We start from the raw sequence: 21,894 nt of genomic DNA on the forward strand, positions 1-21,894 counted from the left end.
CACTCGCTTTACTTGCGGGTAAATCGATGGCGTCCGCAATCTCATCAAGCGTCAGCGGCTCGACCAGTTCGGCGGGCATCAAAGTTTGTCGCTGAAACAGTTCGGCAAAAGTCACGAGCGGACCCCCGTATCGGTGCGGTCGATTTCGATAGGCCATCCGAACGCGTCGCGGATTTGCGCGGCATAGGCGCGGGCACGTTCTGCCGTCGCAAGGTCGCCGACACATTCGACCCCGCCCGTTTTCCAGTGCAGATAGACACTGAAGAATGCTGGCACGTCGTCCGGTTCCGTACACGCTTCCACGCAATCGCCCGCAACGAACATGCAGCCGCTAATCTCGATTGCGTCGAAAGCATCCACGCCCGCCGTCGTGATGACTTCACGGGCTAGTTTTTCTTCAGGGAAGCCGTTGAACATTTCCCCGGAGCCGTCCGCGTCGATCTTGTAAATTTTGTTCATATCATCAACTCACTTTACTTACGGGCGAGCCTTAGCCCGCCCTTTGGCCCGGTCAGTGCACAAACAGCTTTGCAATCGCGGTCACTGCGCCGACGAGGGCAACCGCGTACATCAGCGGCATCCACCGGCTTTCCCGGTTCAGCTTTTGGGTCTCAGCGAGCAACTTACCCGCTTCCACTTGTAGCTTGGCGATTTCCGCCTCGGTCTTGAGAATGTCCAAGGGCTTCCCCGTTTGTGATGCTGTCTGCGCCATTCTAACCCCTTCTTTGAATAAGTGACTCGCTTTACATCGCGGCGTTTCGTTCGCTGCGTTAGGTCGAATATTGAACGCGATTTGACACCATGTCAACAACTCACTTTATAACCTTTCGCTTTAGTCGGGTATTCCGTGCAGTCCCGTGATGCTCCGTGACTGCCCGTGATGGCCCGTGAGTCATTGGGTCGTTTGGGTTTGGTCAGGGCAGCCGCATACAGCGACAAACAAAGGAAAGCCATGCGGCGCAGGCGGTCTCAGGTCTCATATAGAGGCATAGGCGGCCCAGCGGTATCACCCTGTGCTGAGTTATTCGGGCGTCCGTGATGGCCCGTGCAGCATGCGCCGTCCCGTGCAGCGAGCGCGAAGCGCGAGCACCCCAGAGACCAAAAAAACAGAGGCTCGCAAGTGCACGCAAGCAAACGAAAGCACGCGCCCGCCCGTGACGGCCAGTGACGCGCAGGCGTCGCCGTGACAGCCCGTGCCACGCCGCGAAGCCCGCAGAACACGGCAGAGCGTATTAGTAGAACTTTGCTCGTGCGCCACAACACCTTATAGATCAACGGGTTAGCCGCGATGCACCGTGCACCGTGACGGATTCCGTGCACGTCAGGGCGCAGCCGAGGCCGTCCCGTGTGTGCTGAGATTCCCTCGTTCCGCCCCAGGGCCGTACCGGGCCGCAAGGGGGGAAATTGGCTCGCGGGCGGGCGGACACCTTGCCGCGCATTTTCCGGAGAAAAATGAGCCTCATGCTACCCTACCGCTCACTTACAGCAACATGGCTATCGTATGAAATTCGTAATCGCGTGGCTCCTCGGGATCGTGGCGCTCGCCGTGCTTCCCATCGGGTTCGGTGACTCCGTGTTCGTCAACTACGCCATCGGCGTCGTGGTGCTCACCATCGCCGTAGGGGCGTGGGCAGGACTAAGCCGCAAGGGGGAGCAGCAACAGCCTGAGACGCGCTGAGACGCCCCAGGACGGCCCGGTGATCTCCGGGGTAGGCATGCCTACACACCAGGAGCACCAGGCCGCCACGGGGCTTCTCAGTGACTCGCTTTACAGGTGGGCGAAGTGATCGTGCTGGTAGACGGGTTCGCCTTCGAACGTCCGCAGCGCGTAGTCCCCTGCCGCATTCCGCAGGCACCCTTCGATGAAGTCTTCCAGGAGTGCCTCCTCCTCGGCCTCCTTCATCTCACGTGCAGCTTGGTCCGTGTCGATGCGTAGCGTAGCGACCAACTCGGCCACCGCGCCCGCCAGTGCGTCCAGGCGGTCATCGTGTTGCAGACAGTTCCGCTCGCGGGTTACGTGCGTCAGTTGGTACATCAGGACTGCATCCGACGCCACGCGCTCATCCACGACCAGGCGGTGCGTAGCCATGACCGGTTCGAGCGTCTCGATGATGCGGACTTCCTTCTGGGTGCGGCTCCACTCAGCTTCCCGCACGGTGCAGCCTGCGGTGTCGCCTGGCTTCTCTGCGGGCCACACCTTCGCCATTACTGGCTCGAACGCGTTGATCCAGACTGCGCCAGCATAGTTCGGCTCGACAACGATCTCGTTGACCTTGTGGGTCTTCGCCGCCATCGCGATCTCAGCCATCGCCGTCCCAGGATCACCCGAGACGCCACCGCTCGCCACGGCGTACAGCATGCCGTTGAGCGTCTTCACGATGGCCCAGGCAGTCTCGTCCTTGCCGCGCCCCGAGGGGTCAACGAACAGCAAGGACTGCTCGTACTCACGCCACTCGCTATCCACGAACAGCGGGGCCAGCCATTGATCACCCGTGAAGCCGACGTTCTTGATGTCGACACGTTTGTTGCGCCCGTTGTTGTCGTGCCCCCACTGGACAATCTGGGGGGCCTTGAACGGGTTGCAGGCCATCACGATCAGGTCGCTCTGCTTCAGCGGGTAACGCTCCGCGTCGGACAGTGACGTGTCCAGCTGGAACTGGAGTGCGAAGTACGAGCGGCCCTTGGCCTCACGCGCCTGGAGTTCCACCTCGTTGAATCGCTCAGGGTCCGTGGGCTTCCACTGGAGAGCAGCGTCGAGGTCTACGCGTCGCGCACGGGGCGCGAGACAGTCCAGGTCGGCCATGCCCTCGCGCTTGAACACGTAGGACTCGCGCTTGTCGGGGAGCGGATACCGCGCCGGAAGAATCCAGCCGGTAGCGCCCATCTCGCGAATCAGCTTCGTGTAGATGGACTCCTCCGTCTGAGGCGTCCCGAGGTAGATCACGTCTGCCCCGCCCGTCACCTTGATCGCCGCGAACTCGTTGGTCTTGTGTAGGAGTCGCTCACGGGCGTCTTCAGTCCGGGAGTTGTCCACGACCTCGATGTCGTCCGCAACGATGAGCGTCGCACGCGAGCCGGTGATCTGGCCGGTGATACCGACGCTTCGCACGGAAGGCGACTGGGAGATCGAGGCCCCGTTGACATCGAAGGAAATCGCGGTATCGCGCTGGTCTTCCCGTGGGCGCAGATGCGCCAAGATGTCCATGTTCAATAGGATCATCTTCGTCATCGAGACGAACTCTTTGGCCTTGTTGCCAGAGGCCGAGATGACCAGAATCTTCTCGCGGAACGGGTCGCGGTAGAGCCGCCACAGGACGAACCCGGAAGTCACGTAGGACTTCCCGATACCTCGAAACGCTTCGATGATGTCTTCGCGGAACATGTTGTCCGCGTCGCCCATTCGAACGCAGCCTGTGCGGTCAGGTTCAATCTCCTCCTGGCCGTACCACTCGAAGTAGTTGCCATCCTGGTCGATGCCATAGCCTGCCCAACCGAACTGGAGGAAGTAGGCGATGTCCATCTGAGCCGGGGTCGGCATGGGGAGCGCGAGGTGCTCCCAGATGAGGAACAGCAGATTGCGGAAGTCCTCCCGGATGGGGTCTTCCGACTCCCACCACCAAGGACAACCGTTCAATTAGGACGTGCCCCGAACGGTAGCTTTCGCTCGAACTGCGCGAGCATGCCCTGAGCCTTGCCGGTCTGCGGCACCTTCTCCTTCGAGTTCGGGTCCATGATGTCCTTCAGGTACGCCCGGACCACCGAGAGGAACGATGAGTCCGGGGGACCCTTCAGGACTTCGCCGGTCGTCGGATCGATCACCGGGCCTTCCTTGTTGACGAGGGGCTGCCCCGTCAGGCCATCCAGCAGGCACTGCTCGAACTTCTGCTGGATGACTTCGCGCTTGTCACTCACGTCGTGTCATGTTTGAGAGTTGTAGTGATCCACCGGAGAAGTCCGGGGTTGTCACGGAATACGTTGGTCAGCCCTGTTGCCAGGGAACGCACGTAGTCCTCCTCGACCTCTCCACCGTTCTCACGGCCTTGGGTGAAGCGGATTGCGTGCATGATCTCGTGGATGGTTGTATCGACTTCATCGAACCCCGCCATGCCATCGGTGATGTAGATGGTGCGGGAGTCTGGGTCCATCAGGCCGTACACGGCGTCACGGGAGTCCTCGGGGGTCTCGGTGATACCGAAGTTCCGCCCGAGAATCCAGAGCCGCTTGGGGCGGCCCCGGCTCAATTGCCAGAGCCTCCAGCGCGGAGGTGGATGAGCTTCTCCAGGAACTGCTCACCGAGGACTGAGGACGCCGCCGCCAGGCCGATGACGGCCATCTGGCTCATGCCAGGGATGAATGCCAGCAGGGCACCCGCCGCGACGGCGAGACCCGAGCTGACGATGGCTCGCCCGATGGCGAGCCTCCAGGTGAACTTCTCATTGGAAGCGAGGAGCTTCCCCAGGCCAATAACAAAGCCCATGCCGACTAGGACCGCGAGGAACTGACGGAAGGAGAACTGGCCGTCCATTACGCGGCTTCAGCGCCAGCCGCCTTCTTCGCACCCTTCTTCGGCACATCTGGTACATCCGTCGGCGGGTAGATATCGCCCACGCCGATCGGGGCGTCGATATCCACTTCGGCGGCTAGGGTGCCGTAGGTGTTGTCCGTGCGTTCGCCGGGGAAGGTCACTGCGAAGACTTGGCCGTTCTTGGTCCAGATGAGTTTCTTGTCTGCCATGTTGATGTTAGTAGTGAGGTAGTTGTAGGAGGGGTTAAGCGGCGGGTGCCAATTGCGCCTTGAGGGTGGAAACTTCCGCGCTGAGTTGCTGTATCGCATGGAGCGCAGTTAGCAGGAGGGCGTTTGTATCCAGCGTCAACGGACTAGTAGTCGGGTCGAGAGTGTCACCGGGGGGGCGATACACAAACGACTCGTCCACGGTCTTCGCCTGCTGCGCAATGAGGCCGAGGCTTTGTCGCTTACCGTCGCGCCGCCAGTCGAATTGTTTGAACGCGAGGGCGTTCACCTTGCCGAGGGAGTCTTCCTGGGTGGGCGCAATGTTCGTCTTCAAACGCATATCCGACACGTTACGCGCGACGTAAGCAACGAACGTATGGTCGATGAACATGTTGACGTTCCCCGCCCCGCCGTCCCATCGGGCCTCAAAGAGGTGGTCCGCTACTTGCCACGAATTGTTCCAGCGGGCGTTGGCGTTACCCCAATCAATCTTCGAGTCGTCGCGGTTGTACAGGTCGTTGAGGATGTCGCTCATCCACGCGTTTCGATATTGGCAGAACAAATTCCCGTTCGGCTGCATCACATGCATCCCGCGCGTGAACATGTTGCCCCAGTCATCCAGAGCCCACGTAATCATGTTGTAGGCGTTATTGATGATGTCGATGCCGCCGCTTTGGCGTGCGCGGAGATACGTCCAAGTGTTGTCGTTGCTGCCGGAACGAAGTCCAAGGTCCGCCTGCCAATTGGAGCCGGACAGACTAAGCCGCCCCGCCATCGTGTCGCCGCCGCGATTCAACTTGGAGTTCGGATCGAAGTTGCCGGTGTCCCACGGCGTGTAATTCCAGAGCGGCCTACGCGGGAGCTTGAGTGTTCCGTCCACGTCGAAGACGTAGTACTGGTACGACGTGCTCGGGCCGGTCCGAACCACGACATTCCGCGTACCCGTGTCGTTGTAGATCATCGACTTCGTAGTGTCGCTATCCGCATGCCCTTGACTCAACTGGAAAAACGGAGATGCCAACCCGCCAGTCATTACAGCGCCACTCTTGCTTACCTTGCTATTGCTGACAGCAGTCAGATCAGCATTGGCCGGCACATCAAGGTTCGACCGGGCCGCCGCCTTGTCCGCCACGTCCGACAGATTATTGGCCTTGGTCAGCGCATCGGTCATTGCCCCGGAGGCGACCGCCGCGCTCGCAGCAGCGTCCGTCGCGGACTTAGCCGCAGCGTCAGCGGACGCCTTCGCGTTGGCCTCAGCGTTCCCGATGCTGTTGGCCAAGGCCGCAGCGTTGGTCTCCGAGGTCTTCGCGTTGGACGCCGACGTAGCCGCAGCATTCTTGGACGCCGCTGCATTGGTCTCCGAAGCCTTCGCGTTGGACGCTGCCGTTGCCGCCGCTGATTGCGAGGCCGCAGCATTGGTCTCCGAAGTCTTCGCATTGGCCGCTGCCGCCGCCGCCGCTGCCTGCGAGGCGCTCGCGACACCCTCGGATGCCTTCGCGTTAGTCTCTGCGGCCTTCGCCGCAGATGCCGAGTCGGCTGCATTGACCTCTGCCGTCTTGGCATTGGCGGCCGACGTGGCCGCCGCGCCCTTGGACGCCGCCGCGTTTGCCTCCGACGTACTTGCGTGAGACTCCGACAATGCAGCAGCCGAGGCCGAGGTGGCCGAAGCAGTGGCGCTTGCCGCTGCCGCGTCCTTGCCGGAAGCTGCCGCCGTCGCGGAGTTGGCCGAGGCCGTCGCCGATTTTGCAGCCGCCTCAGCAGAGGCCGCGGAGTCCGCGACGCCCTGCGGCACGGCGTTGTACAGAGCGATAAGGTCTGCCACCTGGGCCGCAAGGGACTTCAAGAAAGTTGCGGACGGGATGATGTCGTAGCCAAGGCCCGTGCCATTTTCGCCCGCGTAGGGGCGCTTGAGAGTCAGTTGCGTCGCTGAGACGATCTGATCGATCTCGTAGATGTGCCCATCATTCAAGACCGCAAAGATGTCACCGGGCTTGACGTTACCGATGAACTTGGAGCCGTCAGCGGTGACGGCAGTGGAGCCGTTCGTGACTGCAACGGTTCCGGTCGAATACCACGGCATGCTTTCCTTTTAAATGATTCCGGTCATATCCAAGACCATGAAGCGGTAGTGCGCGTTGTCCGCGAACCCCACGAAGTTTTTCCAGTAGCCATCGTCCATATAGCGGTGGAGCCACCAGGTCATACTGCCTCCAGAGCAAGCGAAAGCGGACATCGCCAATTTGACGTTATCCCCACAAAGCGCAGCAGGCCATGCCCCGGCGAAGGCCACGGGAACGCCGTAGTCCCTTGACTGAGAGTTAGCCCCCGGCATCCCGAATCCACCGTTGCGCCAGCCGTATCCGTCCACATACGTCCCCTCGACTACGCCGATTACGCGGCAAAACGGCGTAGTTGCGTCCGCAACTAGTGTGCCTTGCGCGTTGAACACCTGAAGGCCGAAACCCAGGTTGGTCGGTTCGGCGTAGTCCCAGACGAACAAAGTGATATCGCACTCGGACACAGCGATGAACTCCGCCGTAAAGGTGTTCCCGTTACGCGAGAACTTCCACGGAGTCACCCCCACCCCGCCCGATCCCACGAAAGCGTACAGCGGGTTGGACGCAGTGAAGGTGAACTGCGCGTACCAGCGGCTCGTGTAGTACCAAGTGCCCGGATTATTCTGAACGTACTTCAAACTGGTCTGCTGCGTGTGCGTAGTGATTCGCCGGACCATCTGGTAGTTCGGGGTCATCCCATCGATCTGTACTAGGTTCCCGTCGTTCCACGCTTGAAACCCTGCTGCCATCAGTAGACTCCAACAAATAGATAGCCCGTTATCGGGTAGACGTACCCTGGGAGGTCAGGGCTGCTATAGGTCCATGAGATTCCAGTCGAAGTCACGGTAACGGTGGGAATCGGGTTTTTGCCCGCGATGTGTCGAAATAGGAAGTCCGGCTGAAAGGACCAGAATGGCGTCCCGTCGGACAGGTCGATGTTGTAGCTCCCGGCGCTGCCGTTAGCGTACGTGAAACCCTTGACCCGCCCGCAACGGTGGGACGTGTCCAGGATCAGCCTGCCGTCCGCGCCCCACACTTGAAGACCAGATGGCATTACCACACCCCCACGCGAACGCGCAGAACGTTGTTTGCGTCATAGACCCGAAGCTGGTTCCCGTCGATCTCAAGACGCTGACCGGATGCTGAGGTGCGCAGCAATCCGATATTTGCCGACAAGGCTGACAGGGACGGCGTTGAGATGCCCTCAGGGGTGATGAGCGTTCCGAGGCCCGAAGGGGAGTACGGGGACAGTCGCGTGGCACCGGAGAACGTCTCGGCCAGCATGGGCTGCGTGACGAACAGCCACGAGTCCGTGTCAGGTGCCACGTTCATCCCCTTGTGGAACTGGAGACGAGCCGACGCTGCGTTAGCCGGAGCCCGCGCGATAGCGCCGATACGGATGTAGCCGGTGAGCGCCTTGCCGCCTCCAGCCTGGCCCACGCCGGTCTGGGTGCCCGCCGAGCCAAACCCGGCGGCGGAAATAATGGCTCCGTTGCTATCTAACCATTCCACTCCGACGTTAGCGGCGCATCGGTGGACCCCTACGTAGCCCGAGAACTCGTAGAAGTTGCCCCCGGTCACTGGTACGTTGTCTGCGTACACGCCGACCAGCGCGGCGTTGGGATCGAGGGTCCCCCACTGCCCCGCCGAGCGGACGTACATCGTGTGCCCGCCCGCTACCGTCCAGTCCGGGTTGTCCTTCCCGAAGTCACCGGACCCGCCATCGCCCGACCAGGTGTACCACCCTTGCAGGTTCATGAGCGTCGAGTTCTTGAGCAGGTTGACGCCGAGACCTACCTGGAGCTTGTCAGCCGAGATGGACCCACCGACGATCTTGTCGCCCGTGATGGTGTTGGCTTTGATGCTCCGTGCTTCCACCGAACCGTCCACGAGGACACGCCCCGGAAGTGTCTTGTCTCCCACACGGGCTGAGGGGACCACGAGCGTAGGCGAGCCGTCAACGATGCCCGATTCGAGGAACGGGACCAGAGGGCCGTTGGCGTTGTTCGGATCGCAGAAGACCACGTCGTTCGCCATCAGGGCAATCTTGGACCCGACGTACTCGTCGTTCGCAGTCGCGGCGACGCCGATACCGCCCATTACTACCGTGCCGTCATCGCGCGTCACCTGGGCCTTCAGCGTGTACTGCGCCTCCAGGTTCCTGACCTTGCCGTTCGTCTGGTCGATCTGGGTGTGCATGTCCTGAACGATGACCGCCAGGTTGTCGTTGATCTGCGACTGGAGCGTCGTGATCTGCTCCGACATCACCTTGATATTCCCGTCGAGGCCAGCGTCGGCTTCGATACGGGCACGCTGCTCTGTCTGGATCAGCGCCGAGACTTCCTTGAGCTTCCCGTCGATCTCATCGGACATCTTGACTTCGAGCGCATCCACCTTCTGCGCCAGGAGCATGCGCTTGTTGTTCTGATCCGCGTCCTGCTTAACCTGCGTGATGGCTGCCGAGATCACCGAGGCCGCGAGTTCTTCGCTACCGTCGTTGGTGTCGTCGCCGTTCGCCAGAGCGTCAAGGTGTGCGGACAACTGGTCCGTCTTGGCCGCGAGAATCTCGTTGCCCGATTGCAGGAGCGTGATGTCCGAGCGTACCGACGCAGCGAGGTTGCCGACCTTCAGGTCCACGTTGTCCATGCGCTGATACAGCGCTGACTCGCCAGAGGTTCGGTTGTCGATCTCCTGTTGGATTTGGTCGAGCAGCGAGAGGGCGCTGTTCTCGACTTTCGTGAGGCGATCGTTGAGGCCGTCGAACTGGCCCATCCCAGCCTGGAGAACCCCCTGCATGTACGAAAGGTCGTTGAGCGCTCCGGAGATCGTCTCGATCTCGTTGGTCATGTTCGAGATGACCGTGCCCACGGACCCCGCGATACCACCGCTACGCTCCTGGATCAGAAACAGACACTGGAGCCTTGCGCGGTTGAGGTCCTCGGCCGTGAGATTCGCGGCGTCCTTGAACTCCGCGAGAGTGATGAGGTCGGGCGTGGCCCGAGAGATGACAAGCGGCAGACCCGCAGGGAACGGGTTTCCGTACAGGTCTGCGCACTTGATTGTGTGGTCGTCAACGAACGAGAACTTACGCGCTGCGCTGTTGACGGTCACAAAGACGTTCGAACGATCCAGGTACGGAAAGTCGAACGACCAGACAGTCGCGCTGCCGTCCGTCTGGTACGTCGTTGGAAACGTCACTGATTGGTTGAGATGATGCGCGAGATCATTTGAAGTTGTTGGTTGAGAGGGGCGAGGGACAGGGCCTTCTTACCCACCTTGTCGAGGTCGCCGTTGAGCGCGTTCGCTGCGATGCTTTCGAGGGTCTCCACGTTCCCCTTCCACGGACCCATGAGGTTCGCGAGCCAGGAGTTCTGGGAGAACTTCGAAGCACCACCCCCGAGCGTCCACCCGAAGTTCGAGTTGAGCACAGGGTCCGTGAGCTTCACTGCGGCGTCCGTGTAGGACCCCGCCATACCGAGCAGGCCCGAGCGCTGGATCACGTTGTACGCGAACTGCTGCGGCTCCTGGTCGCCCACGTCCTGCCCCTTGCGGAACGTCGCGATAACGTTGATGAGGACACCAGCCGCCAGCGCCGTCCCGAAAGCAGACGCGAACCGCATGTGGTCCCCGGTGACGAACCCGTACTGCACACCAGCGCGGATGAAGTTGTTCGAGAACTGCATCGCCATTGTCTGGAACTGGAGAAACATCTTCCCGTACCACTTGTCCATGAGGAGCGGCTGGTTGCCGTACCCCGAGGTGTACGAGGCCCGCTTCTGCGCCTTGATGAGCGCGGACTCCAGCACGTACTTCATGTGCTCGCCGTCACGCTCACCGAGCCACTTGGACATCCCAGGGGAGAACAGGCCCTGCCGCATCTCCGAGCCGTGTTTCTCAAACAACTCGCTGAGGCGGCGAGCCTCGGGTTCCCCGATGCCCAGTGCCCCCAGTTGGGCGACCTTGCCCTTGTCGAGAGTGTCGTACTGGGAGACCCACTTACGGACGTTGGATAGTTGGACGAGACCAGCGGTGCGCCGAATGTTGTCCGACCATCCCTTCAACAGGGACAGCTTGTTCCCATAGTCTGCCGCCGTGTTCATGGCGACTTCAATGGAACGCGTGACTTGCCGGGTGCGGCCGGTGCCGAAGCCCATGATGTCTGCGGCTTCCCCGGTGCCCAAAGAGCGGTCCGATGAATTCAGGTGCGCCCCGGTCTCCAGGGAGCCAAGGATCATCTTGAGTTCCTCTGCGTCCTTGTCGCCCTTAGCGGCCTGCTTCAGGATGTACTGGTAGTCCCGTGCGCCCTTGAACGCGATGGACTTGAGGGCGGCCCCCTTGGCCGTGAGCGCTGCCGTAGCAAGGTCCCCGATTGCCGAGAACACGAAGCCGCCCATGTAGCGAACGACGCCCATCTGGCGCAGCCGGTCTGCCGCCCACACCAGGCCGTTGTGATCCTTCACGTCGTACTTGCCGAGGATTCGGTCGTGTGCGTGACGTACATCGTCCAGCGCGGACTTCTTCTCGGCCAGCAGAGCCTGGCGCTCCTTCGGGTCGGCTACGCTGCCGATGTGCGCGTCGTAGTCGTCCTGGATTTCCCGCAGGATGTCCCCGATGTCTCGGCCATCCAGGGCGCGATGTGCCGCCAGCTGGCCGCCCAAGTCCTTGTAGTAGCCCTGGAACGCGTCGTCGGCATTCCCCGCAAGGAACCCGCCGTCCACGAGCTTCCGGTACTCGTCCATGTTGAACTGGAACTGTCGCTCCTTCAGGCGGCCCGAGGTGGGCGACTTGTCGAGCAAGATGCCACGCGGTGCCCGGTCCGTCCCGCGAAGGGAGTTCACCAGGTCATCGACGTACTGCGTGAGCGGGGAGAGTTCTGCGATACCACGGCGGGCCTGGAACGCAACCTTCCGAAGCTGGCTTGCCGCCCGATCTGCTGCCTTCGCAGCGGCCCGAGCCTCCATGCCCGTCTTCTTCATCGTGTCGTATGCGAGACGCCGCGCAGCACGCGCCTCGTCCAGCGTCTGCTTCAACTCCGCAGCAGCAGCCATGTGGTCATCCAACTCCTTGCGCAGCCCAGGAGCCAGCAGTGCGTCGCCCTCGCTGTTGACGATGGTGTTGACCTCCTTCGCTGCGGCGTCGTGCCAACGGCGCACTTCGGCCTGCTGGTTCGCCAGAGCGTCGAAGTTGCGATTGGCTTCCTGGAGGTCTGCCCTCGCTTCATTGCGCTCGGCCAGTGCCTCGCGGATTTCCTCACGCACCTTCTGAATTTCGGTGCGTGTGGCCTGCCGCTGCGCGTGTAGCTCGGCTCGTTGTTGGTTGAGCGGATTCCGTGCGCGTGCGAGTTCGGTGCCTTCGAGGTTTGCGCGGACATCCTTGAGTTCCCCCAGGACATCCCGCTTCTCCGCGAGCAACGTATCGCTCTTGCCCTTCAGCGCATCCACGAGAGCCTTAGCCTCGCCCGTGTCGGCAGCGGCTTTCTGCGCCTCTGCATGACGCGCACGCGCCTTGGCTACTGCTTCACCGGCCTCGTCCAGCGCGTAGCCACCATCGGTCAGCTGGCGCTGGAGATCGCCCAGGACAGACTCGTCACCGCCAAGACGGTTGAGTGCAGCCTGCACTTTCTCACTGGCCCGCTGCGTCCTCAGCTGCGCGGATGCGACAGACCGCAGCACGGAGCGGCGCTCGATGTCCCGTGCCGCCGTCCGCATCTCCTTGAGCTTCGCGCCACGCCAGTCCTTCTCCTGCCCCTTCAGCGTGCCCAGGATGTCAGCGGCGTGGTCCTGCGCCTTCAACTGCCGCTGCTGGTAATCAGCGAGTTTCGACTGGAGGTATGCGTTCTGGAAGTCCTGCTGCTCCCCGGCCCACTGACGCAGGACAGAGTTGACCATCGTGTCATCGCCGGACTTCTTCAGGGCGGCCCAGGACTCCGGGAGTGCCTCGTCACCTTCGACGCGGGGCCGCGCCGGGTCAGCGATGAATCCGTTCTCGCGGAGCCAGTCATCGGTCGGCTTGTCGCCCAGGTGCTCCATGAAGAAGCCCTTGAGCTTCTCTGCGTTCGCATCGACGCCGTTGTGCATCCAGCGTTGCGGCATCCCGTACCGGCCCTCCACGAGGTTCTCGGTGTCCAGTAAACCGTGCTTGATAGCCTCGTCCTTCATGGATTCGTATGCCTCGTGGTAGGTCTTCTCGGCCTCGTATACGCGGCGGTGTACAGCCTTGGCCTGGTCGAGCGAAAGCCCGTCAGCCGTGAGCCGATCCATGACTGCCTTGGAGATAACCTCGTTCGTCGCCTGCGCGTTCGACCCGTACTGGATCAGCGCGACCGCATCGTTAAATGCCTTCTGTGAGACGGCGTTGATGTCCTTGGACCCTTGGGTGAGCGTGTTGACCACGTTGCCCGCGCCCGTGCGCGCACCTGATTGGCCCAGGTCAGCATTGGCGGCCTGGTAGATCGAGGACACCTTGTGCCGCACGTTCTGCATTTGCTGCTCGTAGACCGTCTTCAGGGTCTCAGCTTCGAGGCCCGTGGACTTACCCTCGGCCATCGCACGCGTCAGGAGACCCCCCGTGTCCATCAAGCGGAGCATGGAGTCTCGCGTCAGCGCATTCGAATAGCCACCGAGCCGCTGGAGCGGCGTGTAGCTGCCGAGCTTCGTAGCCCAGTCCACCGCACGGGCGATGGGATTCTTCGACGTGGCGATGAGCGTATCAGTGTCTGCCGTGGCGCGAGCCGCACCGATGGAGTCCGCGCCGAACGCGTAACCTTCCTCGGGCAGTTGGCCGATGTGGTGCTCGTTTATGGGAACCGGATTGTCGAGGTTGTCCGGATGCAGGCCCGCACGGATCGCGGTCATATTGTCCGGCGTGGCGTGACGGAATACCGCGCCGAGGCCAGCACCTAGCGACATGCCGACCCCGATGTTCATGAACGCTTCCTCGGCGGTCTGCGAGTCGTTAAGCGCGTAGACGCCCGCCTGTTGTGCGCCGATGTCGAGGCCGCCGATAACTGCGCCGCGTGCAGCGCTTGCGGCTAGGCCGGACCCGAGGCGGGCCGTGGTCAGCGCAGCTGCGCCTTCGGCCACCGGGCCGAGCAGGAGCGTCGCGTCGAGCATCGAGACGGGCATGGTCGCCACGGACTGCCATGTATCAGCAGCAGCCAGGGACTCGCGGTCCTTGAGGTTCCGGCGTTGCGCCGATGCCCAGGACTCGAAGGCGGCCAGCGAGTCCACGCTTTCGAACGTCATGGAGCCGCCCGTCACCAGCGGCAGAAGATCCTTGTACTGGTCCTTGTTATGCTCGATGTGCGTGTACGGGTTGAACGAGCGGTCCGACTGCGCCTGAATGTCAGGGTCGCGGTAGTTGTTGATGAGCTGGCCCACGAGCGTCGTGGAGCGCCACATCGCAGCAGCCACGTCCATCGTGTCGGGGCGAGTCAGGTGTGTGTACTCAACGTCCTCGGGGACGTAGCCCGCTTGAGCCGGTTTGAGCGGTACGCCAGAGTCGGCGGGGACCGCCTCGACCACATTGGGTGTTTGGTTCGTGTCTGCCATAGTTTGAGAGACCCGCCGAAGCGGGAGGGTGCTACTTGAAGCCGAACGCGAATGCGAACGGGCCTACGATGAGCTTCCAGCAACTCCCGTTAGCCGAGACCAGACGGGAGAGCGAAAGAACGTGGTACGAACGGATGTTGTGCTTACGGCTACGCTCGTACCAACAGCGCATACCGCCGTAGCCCTTTGCGAGCTTGAAGATCATTGGGTGTAGTTGGTGGTAGTGGACGCGACTTGTTCCGCCGCGCCGCTGACGCCGAGGAACAGGTTGGCCTCGGCCTTGCGCCGTGCGCCCAGGGCACGCTGCCGCGAGGACGCGGTGCGAATCTTCTGGGCAATCGCCTGCGCGTCCTCGCCCGCCTTGATGGCTTGCGGTACGCCGGTCTTCTGGAAGTTGCCGGGACCGAAGTTGTAGATCATCGAGACGAGCGCGGCCCGTTGGTGGTCCGTGAGCGGCTTTCCGCCGATCAGGTGGTCGAGTTGGGCGTTGGCCTGGTAGATCATGTACTGTCGCAGCTTCAGGCCCTGCTCGGGCGAGATGCCCCCCTCGCCGTTCCGGATTCGGTCGAAGTCCGCCGCGCCGATGCCGAGCACCTTCTCGAAGACCTGGCGGGAGTCCGGGTTGCCGGTCAGGTTGTAGCCGTAGCCGATGGACACTTCGGACTGCGTGGCGTCCGATACTTGCCCAGGTTTGACGAAGGGATCGCCCGGTTTACGTAGGGGTGAATAGACGCCGTGATAGGCGCGGCCCTCGAACCCTTCGCTCCCTCCGATGGCCTTGTCGGCCTGGGCGAACCAGCCGCCGCCGTCTTGCGCCGCTCCGGGGAACGGAGGGACTACTGCGGTGTTCTCCTTCAGGTATTGCGAGAACGACGGGAGGTCCCAGAGAGGACCAGCCGTCGCGGGTTGCGCATCGACCTGGCGCTGCACGCGCAGCTCACCGCCCATCGTCTTTGCGTCGAGGATGTTCTGGAGAGCGTTGTGCGTGATCTGCGCCGGGTCGAGTGATACGTCAGTGGTGTCGGTCATCGAACGAACAGCGGGTTAGCGTTGTGGGCCGCGACGGCCCGACGTTCAGCCTCCGTGTCACGGAATGTCTTGGCCTTCTCCGCACGAATCTCGGCGGCCTTGGCATCACCCACCTGGAGGCGGAACCCATAGTTGAGCGTGTACTGGTTGTGCTCCCGGTCGTACACCGCGAACACGCCAGGGGGCAGGTTGTCCTTGAAGAACTTCGCAGCCGCCTTCGGGTCCGAGGGGACCTCAGACTGCACGAGTTCACCCACGGATGGCCCCTTCCCGACAGCGCTTACGCTGCCAGCGGAGTTCGGTACTGCCGCGCCGGTCGTGGTGGGCTGCGGGGCGGTCCTGTTACGGACGGCCAGCTTCTGCCCCGCGTGGAGGATGATGGGGTTATCCATCGAGTCGTGAATCTCCGACAGGCCAGTGCGGTCCGGGCGCTTCAGCGACAAACCAGCGGAGTCCGGGACGAGGCCGGGGAGCGCCTTGCTGAGATGGCCCAGGTCGTCCTGCGCCGTCTTGAACGGGTCCTCAGGCGCGTTGGCCTTGTTCGCCATCGGGAACGACGAGTAGATCGGCGCGTAGCCCTTGGTGATCGAGTACGGGTGATTGGGGTCCGCGTTGATTGGCGAGTCCGCCGCGCGGCCCTTACCGGCGAACGGGTCCTCAATGATCTTCACCGCACCGTTCATACCGACCGTCGCCATGCGCGTCCCCTTGAACACCGTCGCCGCATTCGCGACTGCGGTGTCCAGGTCCACCTTCCCGTTGGCCCGTTGAGCCATAAGCTGCTTGATGACGATACCTTGGAACTGTTGGCGGAGGTCCGAGGACATCGAGGTCGCCGGGTTCCAGATGAGTCCCTTGCGTCCCACGTCGTCCAGCATCGCCTTGCCCATCGCCTTGTTGACCGCCACGTCCACGTCGGCCTGCTTCTTACCGGGGAGCAGCGGCTCCCAGTTGATGCTGCCGCCGTTACCGACCTTCTCCAGAACCTTCGAGTCCATGCCGCCATCGCGGATGGCCTTGTAGACCTGGGACACGTCGCCGTTCGTCGGGGCGAGCGCCTTGACACCCCAGTACATCCCGGACGCCTCGTCGTCCTTCCCGAGATACTGACCGAACGCGTGATCGCCCACGATGTCGTGGATGCGGTCCATGACGCGCCAGGCCCGCGAAGCGCGGTCCGGGTCGCCCGACTTGATAGCCGAGGTCAGGTCCTTCTGGATGCGCGGGGGCATCGTGCCGTCCGAGATGTCCCGGATGCCGGGGGCAGTCACCCACCCCACGAACTCCGAGCCAGCCTGGTCCGACGCAAGCGGGTCCGGGAGACCGGCATTGCCCTGCATCGATGCGGCGAGCGCCGGGTACTGGCCGCTGCCCTGAAGCTTCTGGACCATGTAGTTGTCGAAGGACTTCTTCACGGCCTCGGCGGGGTCTACGCCCGCCAGGGTAGCGATGGTGTGGATGTTGTGTGAGCCGTTGTAGCCACGTTCTGCCAGTGACATGTAGTTGATGGTGGCCTGCTGCTTCGACGCCTCCAGCAGCCCCTGGAAAACGGGACCGAACTTGTCCATCCCGACGCCGTGATTGGAGTCCACGCGATTCGCTTGATACACCAACTGCGCCCAATCTTCGGGCGTGGCGTTCGGATTGGCCTTGAGCGCAATGGCCGCGAGGCGAACCCCATCGACCTCCTGCGCCGCCTGGATCGACTTGACGGTCTGAATCTGCTGCACGGCATCGTGGGACATCTTGTCGTAGGCAACCGGGTTGCGGTCCGCCCACCCGGATTGCTCCAGGGCGTTGAGGAGTCCCAGGGCTTGCGTCTTGTTGCGCACGCTGCCCATGAAGCCGCCGATCATCTTGTCCGCGAGCGTCTGGTCCCCACGGGTCAACGCCAGCACGCGCTGCTCCAGTGTGGCGAAGCCCGCCTCCGAGAGACCTTGCGGCGAGTTGATCTGGGCGTTTGCGCTGTTCTGAATCTCCAGCGCGTGATTCTGCTCCTGCGTCTGCGCGACTTGCTCCGACGCCTGCGCCACCATCGTCTGCGCGGCGGGGCCGAAGCGGCCTACGAGAGCGGAGTCGAAGTCGGCGTCCCCAGTACCCGCGCCATAGAAGTCCTTCCAGACTCCCTTGGCGACATCCTCAGGGGACACCGAGCCATCCTTCGGCATCTCTCGCAGTCGCGCACTTAGCTCCTGCTGCATCTCGAACGCCTGGTTCTGGGCGAACGATTGCTGATATGCGTTCCAGTAGGACTCGCGATTGGCGTGGGCCTCGTCAGGGGCGCGGCCTGCTGCCTGGTCGGCCTGGGCCTGCTTCGCGAGCGCCTCGTTCTCCTTGTGGATGTCGGCTACGCGGGCCTGCTCCGTAGCGGCGTTGATCCGCTGGAGATCGCCCTGGAGATTCCCGAAGAACCCGCCGAACGAGTTAGCGAGTGACTGGATCGCGGACACTTGGCCCGAGGCGTCCACACGGGCCGCCGTTGCTTGCGCTCGCGTCGTGGTGACGCCGGGTGCCGCCGTCGCGTCCAGTTCCGGAAGCGCCAAAGCGGCGTTACGAAACTGCTGCTGTTGTTGGCCTGCCATTTAATTCCCCACGGTAAAGTACGGGCGGTGGTTACGAAGCCCCTTGGCGGTGTTTTCGGCCTGCACGTTGCCGTAGTAAGACGAACCGGCCTGCGCCGCCGCGCCCGCGATACCGAGGCCAGTGCCGACGGTGTTCGCGCGACCTTGGGCCGACAGGGCGTCCAACGTGCTCTCGGTCGAGATCGAAGCCGCGCCCGCTTGCGTGCGGATGGTGGACTTCTGGTTCGCGACGCTCGCGTCGATGCGGGAGAGGTCAGCAGCTTCTGCGCCGGTGATGTTGACGGCCATGGCCGCCAGCGAGCCTTTGCCTTGAGCCGCAAGGACACGGGCTTGCGCGAGCTGCCGCGCCGCTGCTTGGGCGCGGTCGGTCCGCTGTTCGAACGCCTGCTCATCGAGAGCCTGTTGGTTCGTTTGAGCGGCCTGGTACTGCATCGATAGGCTCTTGCTGGCCGCACCGGCCTGAGCCTCAATCGCCTTGTTCTGCTGGTTGTTCTGCACCACGGCGCTCGCAGCCGATACGGCGAGCATCACCAGTGGTACGACTGCTGGACCGCACATGGGTATATCCGATGAATGGGCCGTGGCCCGGATCGAATGCGGTGAAGCCGCACCAGTTGAGCCACGCTAGGTGAAGGGTGTTCTCGCGCCACGGTGTGCACGCGAGGATGTCGTAGGCGTCGTGCGCCTTGTCAATGCGTCCGGGGCACGCACGGAGGAACGGGAGTGCGACCTCGTTGATCGCAGGAGTCCCGAGCATCCATATGAGGCCGACCCCATGGGAGGGGCCGGGTGTAGTTCCCCACACTCCCGCCACTACACCAGCGCCCGTCAGGATCGCCTCGGTCGTGCCGCCGTCAATCCAGAGGCCCAGGATGTGGCCGTAGGGGCCCGCGTCTCCAATGGAGAGCCGGAGTTCCTCGCGGTCACACGCCCGGAGGTTCGCAGCGAGGGCCGCGATATGGTGAGGTTTTGCGGGAGTGAGGATCACGCGTTCGCAAACAGGTTGGAGTAGCGAGCGGCCAGGGTGTATCCCGTGACCACCATCGGGGCCGTGGAGGACGTGGAGACCGTGAGGGCCGCCTTGTTCCCCTGGGCGTTGAATGGAATGGCAAAGGTCTGATCCTCGCCGCGATTGGCGACCAGGGCGTCCCCGATCGTTCGCGGGGAGAGGTGGACCTTCATGTCTACCCGGTCGGGACGCGTGAGCGTCGCCGTGAAGTCGCCAGCCCGCAGGCAGTCCAGGATCACCTTGTGGACCTGGAAGCGGCCCATCGGGGTCTGCTCCTTCCCTACGCTCGGGTAGAACGGAGAGAAGCGGAACATGCGGTCGTACCGCAGACCGATGTAGCCGTAACCGCCCGGAACCTGCGCGGTAAAATGCCCGATCCATTGGGAGCCGTCCCACACCTTCGTGATCGCATTCTCTGCGAACCAGCCGCCCGAGTCAGGTGTACACACCACGAGGTCATCGTGCTGGTAGTAGCCGTCCGGGAGGACCACTTCGCTGCGCTTACGCGGCTCGTTCCACGTCACCTGAATTCGCTGCCGCATGTCCAGGCGCAGGTCGATGTCCGGGTTCTCGCCCAGGTTCGCATCGACCGGAACGGACAGCAGCGACAGGTAGCCGATGCTCGACTGCGCCAGGATGTACAGCGTCCCCTCGTCTACCCAGTGATGCCAGATGGACGTGACGTGAGCGAAGGTCAGCTTGTTCCAGCCGTTCTGCGCCCGCTGCTGTCCTTGCCAATACGAGGTCTGCACATACAGCGTGGCGGGGTCCAGTGGCGTCCAGAGGAACGTGCGCCCGGACTGAGCCGATCCCGCGATGCGCCGGACAGTGCCGGGGCAGTAGCGCGGGATGTGTTTGCTCAGGTCCTCGGCGTAGTTGTTCATGGTCGCCTGCTCGTACTGATACTCCCAGAGAACCGAGCGCCCCTCTTGCGAGCCGGTGTACAGCAGGACCGTGCCGACCACCGAGGGCGGGCACGCGTCATCCACGTCATAGCGTGTGGAGACACCGAGCGCAGCGGTGTCGGGCTTGACCGGTTGCGAGCCATCCAGAGCACACTGCGCTCCACGCAGGAAGACCATGAGGTCGTCACGGAAGCCGACGAGGTGATTGATGTTCCCGAGGTCTGCTTCGGCCTGGACCTTCACCGGGTCCGACGCGACTACTTCCCGTGCGCTGCCCTGCCAGAAGTTGAACAGGTCGTCGGGCTGCGAGCCGACCACCCAAGACGACGATGAGAACCACAGCCGCCCCTTCCACAGAGCCATGTCCGTGATAGGCGCGTCTCTGAACGGGGCCGGGACGTTGCTATCGTCGTCGCCAGTCTTGCGCGGCGTCCAGTCGATAGGTTGAATCTCGAAGGAGTTGGTGCCCGTCTGGTGGACGCGCATCGGCATCGTGGACTTGTCCCAAGTCCCCGCCGTGGCGAAGTTGTCGAGCCACGACGTTTCCTTGTAGGAGTTGGTCGCGAGGTCATACGTCACCCAGTAGGCCGACTTGGCGTCGCCGTTACCGAGGTCCACCAGGATAGGCTCGCCGGGGAACATCTGCGCTGGTAGGTCCGTGATTGCACTGACGCGCCCCTTGATGAGCACGAATGCAGTCTCGTCCCAGTCGTTGCCGCCGTTGAGCGAGGCGACGAGGTTCTCCGGGCCTTCTACTCGGATCACGTTGGCGACTCGGGTGAAGGACAGACCCGGCATGCGGGCGGCACACTGAGCCAACAGCTGCTGCGCTACCCACTCGCGAGTCTTTGTGCCGCCCGAGCCGTCGTAGGCCGTCACCGCATTACCAGCCTCCGAGTTGAGATAGAACGTTTGGTAATTCGAGGACAGCTTACGGATCACTGCGTAGGCCCGCGTCTTGTTGATGCCCGCCGAAGGTGGCAAGAAGCGAGCGGCGACTCCCGTGTTGAGTACCAGCGTCGTGTCGGCCAGCGTCAGGAACTTCAGCTGACTCGCCGAGTTGATGTAGTTCTGAGCGAAGCCTCCCACGACTACCTGGGCCTGCGTCCCGTTGTCGAGGTTGCGAATCTCGGGGTAGCCTTGGTCGGCGCGGCGAACGAATAGCCAGCGCTGCCCGTCCGTCGTCCGGAACATGTACGCTCCGTTGGGCTGATACGGTGCAGCCGCGACGTTCGCGATACACGAGGTCCCCACTCGATCAGCGAGACCGCCGATGTCCACCGAGGGGAGGAAGTTGATGATCTCGTCCATCTGGGACGGAGACCGAAGGAGCGGAGCCTGGCGGCTCACGCCCGCGTGCAGCGACCCGATGCGGGGCTGCAACAGGCCGTCAATGGGCATCAGTTGATCGTGCGGTTATTGAAGGTACGGCGGCGCAGCCACGATAGTTCTGCGGTGTCCAGGAGGTTGTAGTCCTCGGCATCTGCTTCGGCATCCTCCGCGATGGACGCGGCGATAGCCTCGTCTTCCTTCAGGAACCCATCTGCTGTCTGCGAGCCGACGTAGAACTTCTGGTAGCGCCGTGCCGCCTTGGCCGCCACTTCCAGTTGCAGCGAGAACGGGATGTCCTCGAAGCACAGGCCGAGTGTCACGCGGACCTCAACCGGTTTCTCGAACACGTCCGTCGCCTTCGCGCGGTCGTAGAGGCGGCCCGCGCGGAACGTGTAGTCCAGGTACGGGTCCACCGGGTCCACCTTCAGGCATTCCGGTGGAACTGCGATGTGACCGTCAGCGTCCGGGGTTAGCGTGCGCGTCTCAGTGTTGCACTTGTAATCCTTGAGCAATACCTCCTGGGTCACTTGGTCGAGGATGTCAGAACAGTTGGCGTAGTCGCCAGCGCCCGTGACCTCTACCAGGATCACAGACTCGCCCACGGCAGTGAGCATGCGGTTGACCGCTTGAAGTCGGGTAAGAGCCATTGCTGAAGAATCGAAAAAAATGAGGACCACCAGATAAATCCAGTGATCCCCA

17 protein-coding genes are annotated in these 21,894 nt (G+C 62.6%); 1 reads left to right on the plus strand and 16 read right to left on the minus strand.

The features are described from left to right. Positions 1-111 precede the first annotated feature (111 nt). Positions 112-459 (minus strand): hypothetical protein, encoded by a 348-nt coding sequence (locus tag WS78_RS28390; protein ID WP_059580003.1) that lies wholly within the window; start codon positions 457-459, stop codon positions 112-114. 52 nt (positions 460-511) lie between these two features. Further along, entirely contained in the window at positions 512-679 is a 168-nt protein-coding gene (locus tag WS78_RS28395; RefSeq protein WP_373558828.1) for a hypothetical protein, read from the minus strand. Positions 680-1,501: 822 nt separating this feature from the next. Between WS78_RS28395 and WS78_RS36480 the strand changes: the two genes are divergently transcribed. After that, positions 1,502-1,678 carry a hypothetical protein gene (locus WS78_RS36480; RefSeq protein WP_156437421.1) on the plus strand — a complete coding sequence of 59 codons (177 nt, stop codon included), beginning with the start codon at positions 1,502-1,504 and terminating at the stop codon, positions 1,676-1,678. Between the two features lie 90 nt (positions 1,679-1,768). Here WS78_RS36480 and terL read toward each other — a convergent pair whose 3' ends face one another. From terL to WS78_RS28470, 14 genes are all read right to left on the minus strand, one after another. Next, positions 1,769-3,538 carry a phage terminase large subunit gene (gene terL / locus WS78_RS28400; RefSeq protein WP_231752728.1) on the minus strand — a complete coding sequence of 590 codons (1,770 nt, stop codon included), beginning with the start codon at positions 3,536-3,538 and terminating at the stop codon, positions 1,769-1,771. 92 nt (positions 3,539-3,630) lie between these two features. Beyond that, positions 3,631-3,912: a hypothetical protein gene (locus WS78_RS28405; protein WP_059580025.1), complete on the minus strand. Its 282-nt coding sequence runs from the start codon at positions 3,910-3,912 to the stop codon at positions 3,631-3,633. Continuing rightward, positions 3,909-4,241, minus strand: a complete 333-nt coding sequence (locus tag WS78_RS28410; protein WP_059580029.1) for a hypothetical protein — start codon at positions 4,239-4,241, stop codon at positions 3,909-3,911. Before WS78_RS28410 ends, WS78_RS28405 begins: the two co-directional genes overlap by 4 nt. Then, positions 4,238-4,525: a phage holin family protein gene (locus WS78_RS28415; RefSeq protein ID WP_059580033.1), complete on the minus strand. Its 288-nt coding sequence runs from the start codon at positions 4,523-4,525 to the stop codon at positions 4,238-4,240. The genes WS78_RS28410 and WS78_RS28415 overlap by 4 nt, the downstream gene beginning before the upstream one ends. Next, positions 4,525-4,734: a hypothetical protein gene (locus WS78_RS28420; protein WP_059580036.1), complete on the minus strand. Its 210-nt coding sequence runs from the start codon at positions 4,732-4,734 to the stop codon at positions 4,525-4,527. The genes WS78_RS28415 and WS78_RS28420 overlap by 1 nt, the downstream gene beginning before the upstream one ends. A gap of 34 nt (positions 4,735-4,768) precedes the next feature. After that, positions 4,769-6,811 carry a tail fiber domain-containing protein gene (locus WS78_RS28425; protein ID WP_059580040.1) on the minus strand — a complete coding sequence of 681 codons (2,043 nt, stop codon included), beginning with the start codon at positions 6,809-6,811 and terminating at the stop codon, positions 4,769-4,771. A gap of 9 nt (positions 6,812-6,820) precedes the next feature. After that, positions 6,821-7,537, minus strand: coding sequence for a hypothetical protein (locus WS78_RS28430; RefSeq protein WP_059580044.1), 717 nt, complete (start codon positions 7,535-7,537; stop codon positions 6,821-6,823). Positions 7,538-7,841: 304 nt separating this feature from the next. Then, the gene (locus WS78_RS28440) at positions 7,842-9,986 is read right to left on the minus strand and encodes a phage tail fiber domain-containing protein (protein ID WP_059580050.1); all 2,145 of its coding nucleotides are present in this window, start codon (positions 9,984-9,986) and stop codon (positions 7,842-7,844) included. After that, the gene (locus WS78_RS28445; protein ID WP_059580054.1) at positions 9,983-14,338 is read right to left on the minus strand and encodes a hypothetical protein; all 4,356 of its coding nucleotides are present in this window, start codon (positions 14,336-14,338) and stop codon (positions 9,983-9,985) included. The genes WS78_RS28440 and WS78_RS28445 overlap by 4 nt, the downstream gene beginning before the upstream one ends. Before the next feature lie 201 nt (positions 14,339-14,539). After that, positions 14,540-15,367 (minus strand): glycoside hydrolase family protein, encoded by an 828-nt coding sequence (locus WS78_RS28450; protein ID WP_059580059.1) that lies wholly within the window; start codon positions 15,365-15,367, stop codon positions 14,540-14,542. Continuing rightward, positions 15,364-17,949: a hypothetical protein gene (locus tag WS78_RS28455; RefSeq protein ID WP_059580064.1), complete on the minus strand. Its 2,586-nt coding sequence runs from the start codon at positions 17,947-17,949 to the stop codon at positions 15,364-15,366. The genes WS78_RS28450 and WS78_RS28455 overlap by 4 nt, the downstream gene beginning before the upstream one ends. Then, complete coding sequence (locus tag WS78_RS28460; RefSeq protein ID WP_156437419.1) at positions 17,950-18,447, minus strand: virion core protein, T7 gp14 family; 498 nt, start codon at positions 18,445-18,447, stop codon at positions 17,950-17,952. It lies immediately after the preceding gene. A 486-nt stretch (positions 18,448-18,933) separates the two neighbouring features. After that, entirely contained in the window at positions 18,934-21,264 is a 2,331-nt protein-coding gene (locus WS78_RS28465) for a phage nozzle protein (RefSeq protein WP_059580070.1), read from the minus strand. Next, a complete protein-coding gene (locus WS78_RS28470; RefSeq protein WP_059580073.1) occupies positions 21,264-21,842 on the minus strand; it encodes a hypothetical protein in 579 nt (192 codons plus the stop codon). Before WS78_RS28470 ends, WS78_RS28465 begins: the two co-directional genes overlap by 1 nt. Between the last annotated feature and the right edge of the window lie 52 nt (positions 21,843-21,894).

The sequence above is a fragment of the Burkholderia savannae genome (assembly GCF_001524445.2).
GTDB classification, from domain to species: Bacteria; Pseudomonadota; Gammaproteobacteria; order Burkholderiales; family Burkholderiaceae; genus Burkholderia; species Burkholderia savannae.